Here is a 17,416-nt window from a genome sequence, read left to right as displayed (position 1 = left end):
GGGCAGAGAAGCCGTTGAATAATTAGAAGAAGCCTAATGTCTCAATACTATGGCTCACAATGATATTTTTAGTATTTTGGTAATGATCTAGCATCATTTTGTGTGTTTCTCGACCAATGCCGGATTTTTTGTAGCCACCAAATGCAGCGTGAGCTGGATACGCGTGGTAGCAATTAACCCAAATTCGTCCAGCTTGGATATTTTTCGTCATATGTGAAATCAGATTGTTGTCACGTGTCCATAACCCAGCACCTAATCCATACTCAGTATTGTTTGCGATAGTCAAGGCTTCTTCAGAGTCTTTAAATGTAGTAACAGCAACTACTGGACCAAAGATCTCTTCTTGGAAAATACGCATCTCATTAGTTCCTTTGAAAAGAGTTGGCTCGACAAAGTAGCCATTGTCTTCATAACTCTTACCGCCAATAAGTAATTCAGCGCCTTCTTCATGACCAAGGACTATGTATTGACGGATTTTGTCAAACTGTTCTCTTGAAACCTGTGAGCCGACTTGTGTATCGGTATCAAGCGGGTTTCCTTGTTTGATCGTTTTCATACGAGTTTGTAAACGTGAAATAAAGCGATCGTAAATAGATTCTTGAATCAGAACTCGCGAAGGACATGTGCAGACTTCACCTTGATTGAAGAAAGCCAGTAATACGCCTTCGATACACTTATCAAGATAACTATCTTCGTGATCAAATATATCAGCCATAAAGATGTTTGGAGACTTCCCACCTAGCTCGACTGTTGATGGGATTAAGTTATCAGCAGCGCACTTAAGGATATGTTGTCCAACTTCTGTCGAACCAGTAAAGGCGATTTTTTCGATTTTTGTATGTGTTGCCAGCGCTTGACCCGCTTCTGAGCCATAGCCATTAACAATATTAATTACACCAGCAGGTACGAGGTCTTCGATGAGCTCCATTAAGATTAAGATCGATGCAGGAGTTTGCTCTGCTGGCTTCAAGATGACGCAACAACCGGCAGCCAGTGCTGGTGCTAGTTTCCAAGCCGCCATCAATAGTGGAAAGTTCCATGGAATAATTTGTCCGACAACCCCAACAGGTTCAGGGAAGTGGTAGGTCATGGTTTGTGAATCAAGTTCTGCAGTAGAGCCTTCTTGGGCTCTAATGCATCCAGCAAAATATCGAAAATGGTCGACTACCAGAGGTAGATCCGCGGCGAGCGTCTCGCGGATAGGCTTCCCGTTATCCCATGTTTCAGCAATAGCAAGCATCTCAAGATTCTGTTCAATGCGATCTGCGATTTTTAGTAGTATGTTCGAACGCTCAGTAACTGATGTTGAAGCCCAATTGCTTTTTGCGCTGTGTGCAAAATTGACGGCTAAATCGATATCTTCTTGAGTTGAAGCTGGAATTTCGCAAATTACTGAGTGGTTGATTGGAGAGGTATTGGTAAAATACTTTCCATTTTTCGGTGCAACCCATACTCCTCCAATAAAATTTTGATATTGTGGCTTGAAATCAACAATTGAGTTTTCAGTTCCAGGTTGTGCATATAACATTTTCAGTTCCCTTTTTAAGATTCTGTGTATTATGATCTACTCGCCTAGAAAAATAAAATAAGCAATCTCGCTCATAGATTTAGTTACTTTCAAATTTAACCACACAAACTCAATGGTTTATGGATAAGTGGTCGTAATTAAAGTCCTAAATGAAAGGGGTCTATGTCGTTTTTCTAATGGTAACCAGTCGATGTATACCAATTTATTTAATATAGATAAATTGGTATACATCCATTGCCTAGTAACCAAATAGGACATATTCCCCCTCTTTTTTGGACATAATAATGATGTTTTTTTTATAACTACATGATATTTATTTTGTTTATTTATTGATGCAATCGGTTTCACTATTTTATTTTAAACAGATAACGTTAACATAAGACGAACAAGAACAATGAATTAGAGGAAGACAAAGTGTATCAAGAACTGAGCCAACTGTTAGATGACATTGGGTATGCATTTGATAAACATGAACTGAAAATATGTACAATCAGAGCTCAAAAAAACAAAGTGATAAAAGCGATGCTTGTAACGGCAAAAGAATTGAATTTTGACATTTCGTCAAACTTATCGAAAAGCGTCTTGTCAGCAATTGTTAGTCAAGAAGAAATGAGCGAAAAACTCGCTATTAGCGTGTTGACGAAATATGTACTTAGCAATAATACAGTCCAAAAAGAAATGAGAGAGAGCCTTTTCCTTGCCGCAATGAGGAAGAGCGAAGAGTTTCACATTGTTATGTTATTGAATGGAGAGGGCGTTAATCGTGTTATCTGAAGAAATGCTTTACGAAAGAACTAAAGAAGCACTGCGATGTGCGCGTCTGCTTGAACTTGATACTTCAAAGCAATTTATCAAAATTTGCTTGAGCGCTTGTGTGGCAGATACTCATATTCATATTAATAATATTGGTGAAGTTCTTAGTAATTCAATTGCTTACCCAAGTAGACTCTTATCTGGTGCATATGAAGCCAGTGAACTTCATCAGTCGATTACCCCTGTCTTAGAAAAACTCTCTCAATAGTTATTCTTCGGTGGTAAAGGTGGTTATCCTGAGGTAAATAAAGAGTAGTCGTTTGGTCTTGAGTTTTTGTCGTAATTAATCGTCATGTTGTCATTGCTTTTAGTGTCTTTTAGATACCAGAGAAAACACCAAAAAATGATGTTAGGGGCGAAGTGTTTCAATTTAAGTTCAGGGCTGGATAGAGTAGGGCTCTTGAAGAAGATCAGAAATAACCTTTGTACATTATTCAGGTTTTTCAACAGTCCTTGTTAGGTATGTCTGAAACGATAGCTGTCACCTAATAATTAGCCGCATTAGAGGATTGTCTATCTATTTTCGAATTAGGAAACAAAGCAAAAAGCCTGATTAATCGTAATTATTTGACGTTATTAACAATAATAAAAATTTATTTTATGGTTAATTCATTATTGTTAACCCAATCAATTAAAGTTTAAAATCATGTTAGATAATGTATATATAAAAACAAAAATTCAGATGACAATCGGTATTGCTACCATACTTATGTTAGTTTCTGGAGTATTTAATCTCTACTTGCAACGAGAGGAAATACTCGAAGAAAGACATGATAAAATTCAAACGCAAGTTGAGACAGCAGTCTCCTTAGTCCAATATTTCAGAACCAATAAGTCTCTAGAAAAAAAAGACGCTCAAGCAGCCGCAAAAAAAGCGCTCTCAGCTCTCCGATATGATGATAATAACTATTTCTGGGTGACCAACACAAATAACAAACTAATTATTCACCCGCGGAGGCCAAATTCTATAGGTCAAGACATGACCAATATTAGAGATAGTAAAGGTAATTATCATTGGCAGGAAATGTCTCGTATTGCTAAAAAAAACTCATCAGGATTTTTAAACTATACATGGAGTGACCCACAAGGAAAAGAAAAAGACAAGATTTCGTATGTGTCTTACATTCCAGAATGGGATTGGATTATAGGATCTGGGTTATTAATTTCTGACATCCAAGAAGATGTTTACACAAATATTATACAGCAGAGCATCTTACTAGCAATTATTATAGGGATCTTGTTTTCTATCAGCTTCCTGATCGGTAATAGCATTGTAAAGCCAATCGAGCAATTCATTGAAAACGTCAATATCATCGCTAGTGGTAATTTAACAACAAGCTTCCAGCAGAACAGAACAGATGAGATTGGGGAATTAAATCGAGGTCTTTGTAAGATGCAGACCACCATCAGAGGTACATTAATTGCTGCTCAAAGCACAGCTGACAAGGCCAGCCTCCTTGCGGAAAGCATAGCTTCTACCAGTGAGGAAACAGCTCAAAGTTTAGCCTCACAAAACTCACAACTTGAACAGATTTCAACGGCAATGAGTGAAATGTCAGCAACCATCAATAATGTAGCAATGAACGCTGAATATAGCTCTGAAAAAACCAGTGAAGCCTCTCGCCAAGCACAAACCAGCAGCCAAAGTATGGTCACCACACTCGAAGATGTCTCGGCAATCTCTCTCTCTATAGACGAAACAACACAGCTAATGGCGACATTAAAACACGGTGTGGATAACATAGGACAAGTAGTGCAAGTTATTCAAGAAGTGTCAGAACAAACTAATTTACTTGCACTTAATGCCGCGATCGAAGCTGCGCGAGCAGGTGAACAAGGTCGTGGGTTTGCTGTGGTTGCCGATGAAGTTCGTAATCTTGCAAGTCGAACTCAAGATTCTACCAGTCAAGTTCAATCAACGATTAACGAGTTACTTGCTAGTACTTCAGAAGTACTTATTGTAATGGAAAGTAATAATTCAAGCATTAACATGTGCGTGGAAACGGCTCAACAAACAAAAGACACATTAGTCTCCATGGTCAGTAGCCTAAACGGGGCCAATGATATGGTCGCACAAATTGCCGCTTCCGCTGAACAACAAGGTATCGTTTCAAATGAAATGAGTGAAAACGTTAGTACAATTCATTTATCAGCCAGAGAGATAAATCAAGCCAGCGTACATATGGCATATCAAACTCAAGAGATGGCAAGTGCAGCCGAAGAACTTAAACAATTATTGACGTATTTTAAGTTGAAATAATCCCTTACAGAGCAGAAAAATCCAGCCTAAGAGAAGATATTAACAAGAAGGTGGTAAACGTTTAGCGTTTGTGGAAGATGAAGTTCAAGTACGGAGAGGATGAGGCTTTCTGAAGACTTAGGCATACTTGTTACCGGATTTAATGTATATAGATATATAACTATTTTTTATTGATCTCAAAGAGCGAAAAAGAGGGTTATTCGCTCATGAATATTAGAGGGACACGTTATCAAAATTGATAAAACCATTAACATATCAGTTAATTGCCACCACCATGACGTATTCAGAAAAGGTTGCACCGAGTCCCTACTAAATCCAAATGATAGTGTTTCTGTGATAATCCAACAAGAAAAGCTATCATTTTTTTTCTCTATCGTAAACCAAAGTTCAAATGCTGTTATTATCACAAACGTTGATAAGGACATTATTTACGCCAATAAAAAATTTGAAGAATTGAGTGGCTATTCACTCTGTGACGTTCTTGGCAAGAACCCAAGAATATTTAAATCAAACAAAACCCCTGTTGACAACTACCGTGACATGCATCGCACCTTAAAGACAGGGAGTTCTTGGAAGGGTATTTTTTTCAATAGACATAAAGATGGTACTGAGTATATTGAAGAAGCTGTTATCTCTCCGATAACATGCGATACAGGAAAAGTTATTTGCTACCTGGCAGAAAAAAAAGACATTACTGTTCAAATGGCTGCTGAGGAAAATGTGCGGAGATTAACTCATTTTGATAGCTTAACGGAACTGCCTAATCGGGCTTACTTTATTGAAGAAGCGAATGAGCTTATGGGTTTTAACCCAACTAAAGAGAACAGCTTTGCGATCTTGTTTGCAGACTTAGACCGATTTAAAGAACTTAACGATAGTAAAGGGCACCTTGCTGGTGATATGGCGTTAAAAGAAGTAGCTAGACGAATTGAGCAAGCCCTCCCGTCTGGTGATTTAGCTGCTCGAGTCGGAGGAGATGAGTTTGTTGTGATTCATAAACGAGCAACGCAAGAAAGCACAGCGCAATTAGCTGCCCAATTGGCAACGGCATTGAATCAACCTATTTCGATTAATTTAGGGCAGGAGGCCTTTCTTGGCGTCAGTATCGGCGCGGCTACATGGCCTTTGGATGGTATAACATTAAATGATGTGCTCTCACATGCAGACTTAGCCATGTACGAAGCAAAGTCGACTGAACGGGACTTTGTTCCCTACACGGAACAGATAGGCACCCGTTACCATCGTGAATTAGAGTTATCAATCAGGCTAAATAAAGCAATACACAACAAAGATCAGTTTCACCTAGTGTATCAACCAAAATTTCATACAGCTACCAATGAAGTTGCAGGCGTTGAAGCTATGCTTCGTTGGGACGAGCCTGAGCTAGGTACAATTAGTCCAGAGGAATTTATTCCTATTGCCGAGAAACATAGAATAATACTTCCTATCGGTAGATGGGTTATCAAGGCCGCCTGCAAACAACTTCATCACTGGCAATCAGAAGGTCGATTTTTGCCGGGTAGAATGGCTCTAAATATCTCTGTTCAACAATTCGAGCACCCTGATTTCTTTGAGGACCTCATCAAGATGATTGCTGACGAGGGACTATCTCCTAGCATTTTTGAACTAGAAATGACAGAGTCGATCTTTATAAGTAACCCAGAAAAAACAATGCAAGTGCTGAAAAAGTTAGAGCATGTCGGATTCTGTATCGCCATCGACGATTTTGGTACTGGGTTTTCGTCTTTATCGTATCTGAAAAAGATTAATGCACAGATTCTGAAAATTGACAAGTCATTCATTGACAGCTTAGCTACTAGTATACATGATAAAGTGATAGTGAAATCAGTGGTCGATTTAGCGCAGAACCTAGGATTAGCTGTTGTAGCTGAGGGGGTAGAAACTGAACAGCAAAAGCGTTACCTTGAAGAAATAGGTTGTGACATGATACAGGGGTACTACTACTTAAAACCAGTCACCGCAGATGAATTAATCAGAAGAATCCCATTTAAAGTGTTACCTAATGGATGAATCATGATTGAGAGTCTCCTTCTTCCTTCTTCCTTTTTCATGCCACTATCCTAACATCAAATGATGTTAAACCAGTATAACAAGAGAAATTCTGCGCCAGTTTGATTTTTGCGTAACTTCTAGGTTGATTTATCTTCACACATTAATTTAGGTTTTATGTGATTACTGAGGGATGCTCCGCACCAGCAGTTTTAGACACTGAGTTAAGTGAGTACAAGCACTCATGAGGTGAATCCAAACGTATTATCCAGAAAGTCCGAAGTCGCCGCAGCCGCAAGACAGCTCTCGTTACATGAATCTCAGATCTACGGCTGGGGTAAAACCCCTCCTGATTTAGTATTGTGAAGCATGGTCTAAGAGCGCCCTTATTCCTACGAACACGTTCCTCGAGGAAGATAGTGAGGCGTGATCTCTTTTCTGAAATGGCCAAGCTCTTGGTTGATGATTTCCAGTTTACTTGACCACTTCACCTTACCCTACTAGGCCATACCATCCGGATGAAGGTGAACGTTAATTGAGGAGATGATGAAAGGGGGCCACATGACTTAGCGTTTAATCGAAGAAGGTGCCTGTTGTATGATAAAAGAAAGTTTCCGCGTCATTTTTTAGCTTGTCCTTAATTATTTATTTTTTTATTCATTTAACTATTTATCTTCATACGTAGTGTTCATAAGCGCAGCCCCTTATTGAGCACAATTTTAGCCGTTTTTTTTATCCTCCTTTTATTGCACTGCTTTTCTCATGAAAAACCGTAAATAGAAAAATTCTTTCCGAATAAGGCCAAGCGTGCAAGTTAACCCTAAACAACCCGGTGATTAAAACAAGAAAAATGAGAGATAAAGCAGGGTAGGATAAGGTTCAGACGTGCTGATCCCTCCGCTTTCGCGGAGACAAAAATATCCCTTTAATTAGGGGCTAGGTCGGGTTGATACTCACTAAAGAAGGCTGAGGTTGATTGAGCGTACGTGTTTAATGTTGACGCATTGAAGATCTCTTGTATCCCTGACGCGATCTTACGAAAAGACAGCCACTGAAAGCTCAGTCCTTTCTTTGTCTGACGCTTCCGTGTCGCGAGGATCAATTCGCTGATGTTGGCGTAACGCACGACTTTTAAGTCATTAAAGAAGCGAGGGGTAAACTGTTTGTATGCAGGTGCGCTGCGTATCGTCCCTTCGTCTTGGTCGACACACACATTGATCCGCTCACTGTGAAAATAGCTGGCACGCTTTAGATACTTCACCGCTTTCGCAAAGGACTTCGGCGAAATAAACTCCCCAAAGCGCAACGCATAATCTTCTTGAAGTTGATCGTAGCTGATGGTTTTCAATCCCGCTTCTGTGGGCAAACCGATGCGCCCTCCAATGAGGTCTGTGTTCGGCAGAATGCACGCTAATACTTTCGCAATTAAGGTGCGACACTGCACATTATTCACCGCTTCACCGCCCCATGCATTGAGTGACGGGAAACGATTGGGGTTGGTAATAAATTCTTCACACCCTTTTAAGATCCGCGCGTATTCTGGCGGTAGGGTTTCTACCTTACCGCTTCGGAGCAACCGGCGAGACTTAAATCCGATCTCAAAAGGCGTCTTAGGGTTTCGTGCGTTCTCTTCTTCAACGACACGTTGATACAATTCGATCAAATCCAGTTTCCGAGCCTTACGCTTACGGCGATACTCCGCATCGTAACTCGATTTATCGAGCGGGGGAGGGGAGGAGTCGTGTCCAGGCGTCTTCATAACATTCACCGTCCACGTTTAAAACACACAACGCTTCATCCCAAGGGATAAACAAGCGGTGTTATTGAGAATGTGTTGTTTGGGCTTTAGCCCACGCCAAGGCTGAGTCAAGGTCATATTTTGAGGTCCAATAGTTTTTTGGGGTGTTTGGATTGGTCGTCCAAACGGTGAAATTTCACGCTATCTCAACCGATAAAAGAAATCAAACGCTGGTTTTTTAGACACAAAAAAGCCGTCTACTATTGGGGAGACGGCTTTTTTGCGAGTGCTATATAGTCAGAGTACCACCTCTAACACACTCTAAATCCTAGAAAAAACACACAACACTGGGCACTACAGGTTAGTGGGCAATGTTGTGTGTTTTAACCTTATAGACCTCAGGCAATTATAGCGTGTCGTCACCTGAGATTTCAATCTCGAAGTCTCAAAATGCTCACTTGATGGTTAATTGTTAACATAATGTAAATAATACGCAGATATGAAAAATCCATAAATAACAACAAGATAAAAAATAACCTTAGAAAAATTTATAGCACATTGAGGGGTGGAAATTAAAATAATTAATCTATTAATTATATAAAATTCAAACAAGCCCTTCGTTAAATATCATTTAATTTCTATTAAAATCAATAGTTTATTGTTATGCGTATTATTTACATTATGTTAAATTCAAGAAATGATAAGTCAGTCACAAACCCAACAAAATTAGACGCCAGTGAGCGATTACATGACTCATTGATGTTTCGGTCTGAACGAGAGCGTTTCGGTTTTTTCTATTTAGGAAGACTTTTGTATGAATTTTAAATCAGAATGTATGGTTGAGAACAAGGAAGTCGGTATCGCTTTTAATCTTTCATCAAAGGCGAATAAAACGTTAACGCTCTCGGCGAAAAGAGCAGAGCGGGCCAAAAAGCGCGAAGGGAAACTTCGATTAGAAGATCACCTCAAACGTTTTCCTAATTGGTCGCTGTAACGAATCAGATTGCCGTCTGGGATTATTACCTCTGATGGCCTCGAAGGTGGGCTGCCTTCACTATTGCAAAAAGCGCCGCAGAGGGGCGCAGGCCTGCGTAATATGCCTAACAAATTCAGGAGCCCTCTCTGGGGCGACGTCCAAGGCTGTTTTTCTACTCAATTAAGCACGCTGGTTGAGTGGTGAAATAGAGTTACTTGGGAATACCAGACACCACATCCTTTGGATGTGCGCCTTCTACTACAAGAATGCTCAAGCCAGTTTGTAGCACGGCTCTTGAAAGAGAGCCCATCGTTTTGTTTTTTTAAAAGAACAAAACAATGCCCTAACAAGGAGTGTGGACGATGCAAATTATCTACGGATATTGTCGTGAAGATGAGGCCGCGAGTTTATTAGGCCACTTTGTTGAACAAGGGGATTTTGTCAGCGTCAAAGAACTGGGAACGGTTGGGCGTGAACACATGGCGTTTGCCGCTTTGTTGCCTTTTACTGGGCACCTTGCATTTCCTTTCTGTTGGAAGGGTGTTCATTTGGTCGCGGTTCAAAAACAAGCTCAGTCAGTTAATCGTCTCACTCTCCCAACTTCAAATAATGCTTGTAAAAAACGTTATCGGAAGCTTAAGAACACCATCATTAGCGCTCAAAATTGGAAGCAACATGTGAGCCGTAATCGTGGTTTGAAGTACGCGAAGTCTTCGATGTTTTCTTAAGGATGTGGGAGGGAGCCCCCTTTCCCTCCATCCTGACCATGTACTTGATAATTTTATCACTCAATAAGGATACTTATTATGAAAACACGCACCCAGCGCACCCTCCTTGTCGGGCTTGGCGTTGCTGTTTCGACACTTCTTATCACTCAGCCTGCTCTGGCTGCCGATATCTTCGCGTCAGGTAAGCAAGCCATGAAAGACACGGCGGGCAAAGGCTCTGCGGTTGAAACCGCCATGCTGGGGACTGGGCTTGCAGGGGCGGTCGTCACTGGACTGATGAGCCGTAACTGGTTTGCGGCCGTTGGCGGGTTCATTGGTGGCTCAGTCTTGTGGAATGTTGGAGCGCCACTCGTCGGCTTAGGTTAAGGAGTCACAATGGAAGACCCTCATCAGTTTTTCTCTATCCCAAAACACATGAACAAAGGTCGCCGCTGGCTCGGGTTCCCTGTTGATGAACTCGTGCCTGCCCTCTGCATTTTTGGCCTCTCATTCTGGCTTAAACACGAAATGATAGGGCTGACGTTATCGCTGGCTTGGTTTGGGGGGTTGCGTTACATCAAATCACAATACGGTGATAATATCGTTACCCTGTCACTTTATTGGTGGGGCGCTTCTTTTGTCAGCCCCGCCCTCTTTAAGCGTACCCCCTCAGCCTGTCGTCGCTATTGGATTTTCTAAGGAGACCCTTCATCATGGACCCGTTTGTTAAACGGGATAAGCTGGCCGTCAAAAGTCTCCTCAATCTTTTTTTGAGTGCAGGCTTTCTTTTCATGCTTATCACTAACCTGGTGTTGGGTTACACCAGTTATCAAGCCCTTACCCATCAGAGCCGAACCCTAATCCCACCCACCCTCTCTCAAGCCTTTACGGTTTCGGATGGCACAGTCGATGAGCCTTATCTTGAGCAAATGGCGGATTATCTTCTCTACTTGAAACTCAACATTACGCCAGCCAGCGTTGGACGTCAGTTTGGTCAGTTACTTGAATATTTAGACGAGACAAGCTGGCACATCGTTCAACCTAAGTTGCTTCGAGAAGCCACGGTAATTAAAAAAGACAACATCAGCAGCCAATTTTCTGTCGAGTCTGTCCGTATTTCTCTCAACACTCTCCAAGTGCAACTCTATGGGAAACTCCAAAAGCACGTAGGCCAACGCGCCCTAGATCCGGAGATGAAGTGGTATCAAGTCAACTTTAGCTATGACCAAGGCGTCATAGGTTTACTCTCCATTGAAGAAGTCGAGGTCGACACCGATGAATCTTTATGAGCAATCATTCACCCCATCGCCGCAATGGCACCTTTATTTTTTGTCCATCGCGCTTTGGGTGGTCTTTTTCATCCCCTCTTTTGCCCTAGCTGAAAATGCCGCTATGGTGAGCTATGAGTTTGACGAAGGCGACACGATCCCCTTGTCACTCTCTTCCATTAACGTGAACCGTTTGCTGGTCAAAAATGACCGTATTATTTCGATCGTCTGCCCGAAAGGATTTTGTACCTCAACGGGCAACCAAAAAGACGCTTCCGGCTCTATCACCTTAAAAATTAACCTTCCCTTACCGTTTACCGCGCACCTGACGACAGAAAAAGGGCGATTGTTTGCTCTGTTTATTACCCCCAAAGCCACCCCGTCTTTGGTCACGGAGTTTGTTTGGTCGCAAAACTATAAAGAGCAGCAAAGCCCGACTGAGCAGGCGGCGGATTACCCCGCCGCCATGACAGCGCTCACCAAAGCCATGATGCGTTTTGTTCATGATGGCGCCCCCATCGCCGGCTTTAAACGTCACGACGTTGACCCCAAAACCTTACCCAAAGATGCAGCGTCACTGGCCATCATCCCTCAAACGGTCTTCGTTGGCCGTGATTACTCTGGGGTGGTTTATCAACTCAAAAATCAAAGCCGCAGTGACATGGCACTGACCACCGCACAGTTCTACAGCTATTCCGCACGCTCAGCCGCGCTCGATACCTATCAGTTAAAACCTGGGCAAACCACCACGCTCTATCTCATTACCGGAGGAGGCGCCACCCATGATCGATAACCCCAAAGACGCCTTTGACCGCTTTAAAAAACGCGTCTTCAAAGATACCGACGGTGACTTTGAAGACGGTGGCACGGTCAATGCCGTAACAAGAAAGCGCAATCGCACCATTACGTTCACGGTATTACTGGTGCTTGCCGCCCTGGCTTTTGCTGTTTGGCGGTTAACATTGCCTCCCCAAGAGCAAAGCAAGGACATTCAAGACGTCGGATTTGGTGCTGTCGTCACCGATGATTTTACCGACAAAGACAACCAGTCCGCCCTGACGTTTCAACAAGATAAAATCAACCAAATCGAGCAAAGCTTAGCGCGGTTCGAAGGCACCTTAAGTCGCTTTGGACAAAGCTTAACCTCTGAGTTGGAGAATATTAAAAAAGCCAATGAGCGCGATAAAGCATCGCAATTGACGGAGCTTGAGCAGCAGATGCAACAAAAGCTCGATGAAGTTGACGCGCTCAAGGTCCAACTTGAGACGCAATTAGCCTCAGCCCTCAATGCAGGCGATCCTTCGAATCAACATAGCGTAGAGATCCATCAGGGAAGCACTTTTGGCCAATACAAACTGCCCCCAAGACCTGCCATTAATAGCAACATAGATACCGCCAAGGTGAATGAGTTCCAGTACCAAGAGCAAGATGATGTGGCCTTTAGCGGGGATGCCTTTGATAGTTTTGAATTTCACTGGCAAGCCAGTGTAGAGGAGAGACAATCCCGTCGCACGACCGATAACTACGTGCCAACAGGCACCTTTGTGACCGCCGTGATCACCGGCGGCGCAGACGCTAATGGGGGCGTCTCTGGACAAGGGGATACCTCACCGATTGTCTTTCAGACCGTCAATCAGGGGATTTTACCCAACGGTGAGCAATCCAAATTAAAGAATTGCACGATCACCGGTGCCGTTTACGGCGAAATCTCATCCAGTCGCGGCGTCGCTCGCACCAATAGAATGAGCTGCATCCACCCTAATGGCGATATTCTCGATATCCCCGTCAATGCGACCGTGTTTAACTTTGGGCGCAATGGTATTCGCGGTACCACCATTATGAAAAACGGTAAAATCGTTCAAATGGCCGGCATTGCGGGGATCTTGCAAGGTGTCGGTGATGCGGGTAAAGCCCTGGCACAAACCACGACACCGACGGCGCTCGGACCAAGTCAAAGCATCAACAGCGATAAAATTGGGTTGAATCTGCTTGGCGGCGCCACGGAAAGCGTTGGCAGCAAATTGGCGGACTACTACATCAAACTGGCCGAGCTCTATCATCCGATAGTGGAAGTCAATCCTGGTGCCATCGTCAATATTGTCTTTTTGGAAGGCTTTCCATTAGATCCCCTATTGGCCGATGAATACGAAACCCGTATTAATGAGCAGCGTGAGCAAGTCTCCAACAGCAACCAGCTCTTGGATGTCATCACCAACGTTCCCTCTCTTCCACAAACCACTCAAACTGCCCCCATCAACCCATTAGCGCAAAAAATAACCCAACAAGGGTTAAGCGACGTGGGCTTTGGGCGTGAGGAATAACCATGAATAGGCATTCTTTGTTCTCACTATCGATACTCTTAGGTCTGACCGGTTGCAGCGCGGGCTTTGAGAGCGAATACAGTTGCGATAAGGTCGGCGGCGTTTCAGGGTGTGTCACCATGAACGAGGTTCGAGACAACCTATACGGTTATACCGGAGACAGTGGAAATGCCACCGTCTCTCCTCAATCTCGTCTCGCCCCACCTTCTGTCTTTACCTTACTGCCAAGGCGTAGCCGAGATGGTGAGCCTGAGCGAAGCCAAGAACACGTTAAAAAACTCACCGTCTTCCCTTTCATAGACAAAGACAATCACTACATCGATACGATGGATGTTTACTTTGTCTTAGACGATAGCCGTTGGTCTGGGCGCCCTGCGCGCGCGATTTGGAAAGATTGATTAGGAAAAAAAAGAAACGAAGCTTAAACATCATTTTTATCATGGGCGCGCGACATTCAGTCTCAGACTTCTCTCAATTAGGGGGTAATCCATCAAGCGATCCAAGATTGTGTCACGCCCCCTAACATTAAAATAGAAAAAGGGATCCCCCATGTTTTCCTCCTCACGCAGTGGCTTATCCGCCTTATTTCAAGAGGCCAAGCAAGCCCAAAACCACCTTCACCATGAACTGCCGTATCGAGACTACGATCCCATTGAGCAGGTGTTCGACAATACTCACTCTCGCGGTTTTGGTTTTAAAATCAGTCTCCTTGGGGGCGCTAACGACGATTTAATTCAGTCGTTAAGCCACCTTATGGGGGATTTACCCGCAGGGGATAAATGGGATTATCAAGTGCAGCTTTTTGGTCACAACCGAGTGGCGCACTATCTCGAAGGGAACCAAGCCCTTCTCAGTCAGCGGGGCGGTATCTGTCAGAAAATGGCCAACGATGACGCCATTTACGCCCACTACGCGGCGCAACACGGGTTTCTACATAGGCAAAAAAACAATCGCTTTGATTTGCGCGACTACGACGCATTCTTTTTTGTCTCCACCACGGAAAAAGACCCACAAGAGCTGCTTGATGCGAGAATGACTCTAGAAACGGGGCTGGCGCAGCTTGGTTTTGATTTACTGCCCGTCACGCCTGAGGGACTGTTGACCAGCGTCGGTGATACCTTAAACTTTGATAAAAGCCAAGACAGACCCAATGAAAAAAGCTACAACCCATTAGAACCTTTGAACCTGCAAGCGTTATCTCCCGATACCGAAGCGTTAACCCATCGTGGTCATATCGCCACCCGTCATACCAATGACCAAGGGGAAGAGGTACGCACACGCCTTGTTCATTTAGGGCTTTCTCGATTGCCTGGTGATTATCGCTTGTACGCTTTACCAGAAGCCTTTTCTTCAATCCGTAATGTGTCGCGTAACATCACTTGCCCTCATCGCGTTACCTTGAGTTTTCGCAATGAGCCAACCGGTAAGCAAAATGCGGATAACGATAACAAGATAAAAGACTTAACCAAGACGGTGAACAGCCAAATGGCGATACTCGCGCCCATGGCTGAAGATGAACTCAAAGAGCGCAAAGCCTTGCAAAAAGGGTTGTTGTCTAAAGAGTTCACCATTGCATCTATGGTGCTCACGGTCTCGCTGATGACCGATAAAGCCCACCAGAAAAAAGACACCCAAGCGGCGAAGGAGTCATTTAGCCATGCTGGCCTTGACATCATTCCACTGAAAATGAATCAGCCACAAGCGCTGCTCTCCACGTTGCCTTTTATGATGAGTGAAGGATTATGGGGCGATTGTAAAAAAGCGGGGCGCGTTCGTACCTTAAAGAGCTCTAACCTGGTGAATTTCTTTCCGCTCATCATGGACTTTAGCCAGCTCAAAGGTGGCGTATTGCTGCCCACTATGCGCCAACAAATTTCGTTCTTTAACCCTTTCACCTGTGGCAGTGATAACCAAAACATCGCCCTGACGGGAGGCTCAGGCGCAGGGAAAAGCTTCCTAGTCCAAGAAATCGCTGAAACGGTTTACGCCATGGGCGGTAAAGTGTGGATCCTCGATAAAGGAGCCAGCTATAAAAAGCTGACCCTGAGCCTTGGGGGGACCTACATGACCCACGCCAACATCTTCTTAAACCCGTTCACGCATTTAGGCGCCATGCAAAGTGCTGAGTTTGAGTTTGTGGATGATGACGGCAGACCTGTCGATCCCATGATGGAAGCGCTCGATAATATCACGGCGTTGTTTGCCACCATCGCGTCACCCTACGTACCACTGACGGCGTTTCAACAAAGCGTCTTAGGCGATGCGATAGTGACGGCATGGGAGCGTAAAGGTCATCAAGTCTTGGTGGATGATGTCAGAGACGCCTTGATTGAGATTGCTGGAGAAGAAAGCGACCGACGCATTAAAGACATAGCGGTGCAACTGAAAAAGTTCTGCACAGATGGCATGTACAAAGACGTGTTCAACAAGCCATCCATGCTCGACCCCAATGTGGAAATCACCACGCTTGAACTCGATGGGTTCCCGCCTGCTGTGCTCAGACCCGTGATTTTTGCTCTCATGGTGTCGATTAACCAGCAGATGTACCTAGCTGGATCTCGCTCTACCCCAAAGCTGTGCATCATTGAAGAGGCCTGGAGCCTCCTCTCTGGGGCAAACGAGCAAGCGAGGGAGTTCATCAACACCGGTTATCGCACCGCCCGTAAGTTCGGCGGCGCTTTTTGTACGGTGACTCAAGGGATTGAAGACTTCTTTAGTAACGAGGAAGCCAAAGCCTGCTACAACAACTCAGACATTCACATCATTCTTCGTCAAGGGGAAGGGTTTGATAAGTATCTGCTCCAAAACCCGGATGCCTTCTCACCGTTTGAGCAGCGCATCATTAAAAGCTTCGCCCCGTCTGTTGAAGCAGGATACAGCAGCGCGCGCATCAAAGCGGGTGGCCATGTCACCTATCACCGCTTTTTCGCCTCTCCGGTGAAACGCGCCATGTTCTCAACCGAGCCTAAGGAGTTTGAGTATTGTGAAAATCTTTATAAACAAGGCCAATCACTGGAGCGCGCCATTGAGCAAACCTCCAGGCACTTTTATGGCAAAGACATTGACGCCTTTAATCAAGCCATTGGGGCAAGCACTTAGTTTGCTGCCTTTTATCCTCGCAGCAGGCATGGCCACTTTTAACGCTCACGGGAAAGCGCTGGGGCAAGTCGCCCCGGTCTTCCCTATCGGTGAAATCGACATGCTGGAGTGGATTGACCAAAGGCTTAGGCAGTTTGAGGCCAGTGGGAAACTGGCGGACATGCAAAACGAATTCACGGAGCGCGCCCTGCAAAGCATTGAAAACCCGCCGCCGGTTGCAGGCTTAACCACCACAACCGATCCCCGCACCTTTTACGTAGATCCAAGCATCACTCTCCCTAAAGACATCATCGCCCCCACCACGGGGGCCGTGATTGCCAAAGCGGGCACCAGAGTGAACCCCTTTGATAGCCGCACTTGGCCAAAGGTAGACGGTCAAGACGTTCTGCCTCTATTTGAGCTCAGTAAGGTGTTGGTCTTTTTTGATGCCAGAGACGCGCAGCAACGAAGGTTCGCCAGCGAGTATCAAAACGCCAAGCCAATCAAGTGGGTGCTGACGGGAGGCAGCCCGAATAAAATGGCGACCTTACTTGATGCAAGAATGTATTTTGCGCAGCAAGGCCACTTAACCCAATCGCTTAACATCACTCACGTCCCGGCCATTGCCTATCAAGATGGCACGCGCTGGCGCATCGATGAAGTGAACGTATCGGGTTTGCAGCCCTTGGAAGTAGAGCAATGATAATAAAATGGCCT

At 44.3% G+C, this 17,416-nt stretch carries 16 protein-coding genes; 14 read left to right on the top strand and 2 right to left on the bottom strand.

Going from position 1 to position 17,416, the window contains the following annotated elements; genetic code table 11:
- Positions 1 to 22 precede the first annotated feature (22 nt).
- Complete coding sequence (locus OC193_RS25605) at positions 23 to 1,528, bottom strand: aldehyde dehydrogenase family protein (RefSeq protein ID WP_048661451.1); 1,506 nt, start codon at positions 1,526 to 1,528, stop codon at positions 23 to 25.
- Positions 1,529 to 1,942: 414 nt separating this feature from the next.
- Between OC193_RS25605 and OC193_RS25600 the strand changes: the two genes are divergently transcribed.
- From OC193_RS25600 to OC193_RS25585, 4 genes are all read left to right on the top strand, one after another.
- Positions 1,943 to 2,302 (top strand): hypothetical protein, encoded by a 360-nt coding sequence (locus OC193_RS25600; protein WP_048661452.1) that lies wholly within the window; start codon positions 1,943 to 1,945, stop codon positions 2,300 to 2,302.
- Positions 2,292 to 2,549 (top strand): hypothetical protein, encoded by a 258-nt coding sequence (locus OC193_RS25595; protein WP_048661453.1) that lies wholly within the window; start codon positions 2,292 to 2,294, stop codon positions 2,547 to 2,549. Before OC193_RS25600 ends, OC193_RS25595 begins: the two co-directional genes overlap by 11 nt.
- A 438-nt stretch (positions 2,550 to 2,987) precedes the next feature.
- Positions 2,988 to 4,601 (top strand): methyl-accepting chemotaxis protein, encoded by a 1,614-nt coding sequence (locus tag OC193_RS25590; protein ID WP_048661454.1) that lies wholly within the window; start codon positions 2,988 to 2,990, stop codon positions 4,599 to 4,601.
- Positions 4,602 to 4,934: 333 nt separating this feature from the next.
- On the top strand, positions 4,935 to 6,632 hold the full coding sequence (locus OC193_RS25585) for a sensor domain-containing protein (RefSeq protein ID WP_230682304.1): 1,698 nt from the start codon (positions 4,935 to 4,937) through the stop codon (positions 6,630 to 6,632).
- Positions 6,633 to 7,536: 904 nt separating this feature from the next.
- On the opposite strand, the gene OC193_RS25580 is transcribed toward OC193_RS25585, so the two are convergent.
- Entirely contained in the window at positions 7,537 to 8,370 is an 834-nt protein-coding gene (locus OC193_RS25580) for a hypothetical protein (RefSeq protein ID WP_048661255.1), read from the bottom strand.
- A gap of 793 nt (positions 8,371 to 9,163) precedes the next feature.
- On the opposite strand from OC193_RS25580, the gene OC193_RS25575 reads away from it, so the two are divergent.
- The 10 genes from OC193_RS25575 to traW all read left to right on the top strand — a co-directional run bounded on the left by OC193_RS25575 (position 9,164) and on the right by traW (position 17,402).
- Positions 9,164 to 9,343, top strand: coding sequence for a TraY domain-containing protein (locus OC193_RS25575; RefSeq protein ID WP_048661537.1), 180 nt, complete (start codon positions 9,164 to 9,166; stop codon positions 9,341 to 9,343).
- Between the two features lie 344 nt (positions 9,344 to 9,687).
- A complete protein-coding gene (locus tag OC193_RS25570; RefSeq protein ID WP_048661538.1) occupies positions 9,688 to 10,053 on the top strand; it encodes a hypothetical protein in 366 nt (121 codons plus the stop codon).
- A gap of 78 nt (positions 10,054 to 10,131) precedes the next feature.
- Positions 10,132 to 10,419: a type IV conjugative transfer system pilin TraA gene (traA, locus tag OC193_RS25565; protein ID WP_048661539.1), complete on the top strand. Its 288-nt coding sequence runs from the start codon at positions 10,132 to 10,134 to the stop codon at positions 10,417 to 10,419.
- A 9-nt stretch (positions 10,420 to 10,428) separates the two neighbouring features.
- Entirely contained in the window at positions 10,429 to 10,731 is a 303-nt protein-coding gene (gene traL, locus OC193_RS25560; RefSeq protein WP_048661540.1) for a type IV conjugative transfer system protein TraL, read from the top strand.
- Positions 10,732 to 10,745: 14 nt separating this feature from the next.
- Positions 10,746 to 11,321 carry a type IV conjugative transfer system protein TraE gene (gene traE, locus OC193_RS25555; protein WP_048662546.1) on the top strand — a complete coding sequence of 192 codons (576 nt, stop codon included), beginning with the start codon at positions 10,746 to 10,748 and terminating at the stop codon, positions 11,319 to 11,321.
- On the top strand, positions 11,308 to 12,093 hold the full coding sequence (gene traK, locus OC193_RS25550) for a type-F conjugative transfer system secretin TraK (protein ID WP_080967332.1): 786 nt from the start codon (positions 11,308 to 11,310) through the stop codon (positions 12,091 to 12,093). The genes traE and traK overlap by 14 nt, the downstream gene beginning before the upstream one ends.
- Entirely contained in the window at positions 12,083 to 13,621 is a 1,539-nt protein-coding gene (locus OC193_RS25545; RefSeq protein ID WP_048669620.1) for a TrbI/VirB10 family protein, read from the top strand. Before traK ends, OC193_RS25545 begins: the two co-directional genes overlap by 11 nt.
- Positions 13,622 to 13,623: 2 nt before the next feature.
- Entirely contained in the window at positions 13,624 to 14,019 is a 396-nt protein-coding gene (gene traV, locus OC193_RS25540; RefSeq protein WP_048657845.1) for a type IV conjugative transfer system lipoprotein TraV, read from the top strand.
- Positions 14,020 to 14,170: 151 nt separating this feature from the next.
- On the top strand, positions 14,171 to 16,720 hold the full coding sequence (gene traC, locus OC193_RS25535) for a type IV secretion system protein TraC (RefSeq protein ID WP_048669621.1): 2,550 nt from the start codon (positions 14,171 to 14,173) through the stop codon (positions 16,718 to 16,720).
- Positions 16,671 to 17,402, top strand: coding sequence for a type-F conjugative transfer system protein TraW (gene traW, locus OC193_RS25530; protein WP_080967974.1), 732 nt, complete (start codon positions 16,671 to 16,673; stop codon positions 17,400 to 17,402). The genes traC and traW overlap by 50 nt, the downstream gene beginning before the upstream one ends.
- The last annotated feature ends 14 nt before the right edge of the window (positions 17,403 to 17,416 follow it).

The organism is Vibrio crassostreae (genome assembly GCF_024347415.1).
In the GTDB taxonomy this organism is placed as follows: Bacteria; Pseudomonadota; Gammaproteobacteria; order Enterobacterales; family Vibrionaceae; genus Vibrio; species Vibrio crassostreae.
This window is presented reverse-complemented; position numbering and strand designations above follow the sequence as displayed.

Bases quoted from the DNA above. Each gene is read 5' to 3' on its own strand.
- OC193_RS25605 (WP_048661451.1), bottom strand. From the start codon at position 1,528: ATGTTATATGCACAACCTGGAACTGAAAACTCAATTGTTGATTTCAAG.
- OC193_RS25590 (WP_048661454.1), top strand. From the start codon at position 2,988: ATGTTAGATAATGTATATATAAAAACAAAAATTCAGATGACAATCGGT.
- OC193_RS25580 (WP_048661255.1), bottom strand. From the start codon at position 8,370: ATGAAGACGCCTGGACACGACTCCTCCCCTCCCCCGCTCGATAAATCG.
- OC193_RS25575 (WP_048661537.1), top strand. From the start codon at position 9,164: ATGAATTTTAAATCAGAATGTATGGTTGAGAACAAGGAAGTCGGTATC.
- OC193_RS25570 (WP_048661538.1), top strand. From the start codon at position 9,688: ATGCAAATTATCTACGGATATTGTCGTGAAGATGAGGCCGCGAGTTTA.
- traA (WP_048661539.1), top strand. From the start codon at position 10,132: ATGAAAACACGCACCCAGCGCACCCTCCTTGTCGGGCTTGGCGTTGCT.
- traL (WP_048661540.1), top strand. From the start codon at position 10,429: ATGGAAGACCCTCATCAGTTTTTCTCTATCCCAAAACACATGAACAAA.
- traE (WP_048662546.1), top strand. From the start codon at position 10,746: ATGGACCCGTTTGTTAAACGGGATAAGCTGGCCGTCAAAAGTCTCCTC.
- traK (WP_080967332.1), top strand. From the start codon at position 11,308: ATGAATCTTTATGAGCAATCATTCACCCCATCGCCGCAATGGCACCTT.
- OC193_RS25545 (WP_048669620.1), top strand. From the start codon at position 12,083: ATGATCGATAACCCCAAAGACGCCTTTGACCGCTTTAAAAAACGCGTC.
- traV (WP_048657845.1), top strand. From the start codon at position 13,624: ATGAATAGGCATTCTTTGTTCTCACTATCGATACTCTTAGGTCTGACC.
- traC (WP_048669621.1), top strand. From the start codon at position 14,171: ATGTTTTCCTCCTCACGCAGTGGCTTATCCGCCTTATTTCAAGAGGCC.
- traW (WP_080967974.1), top strand. From the start codon at position 16,671: ATGGCAAAGACATTGACGCCTTTAATCAAGCCATTGGGGCAAGCACTT.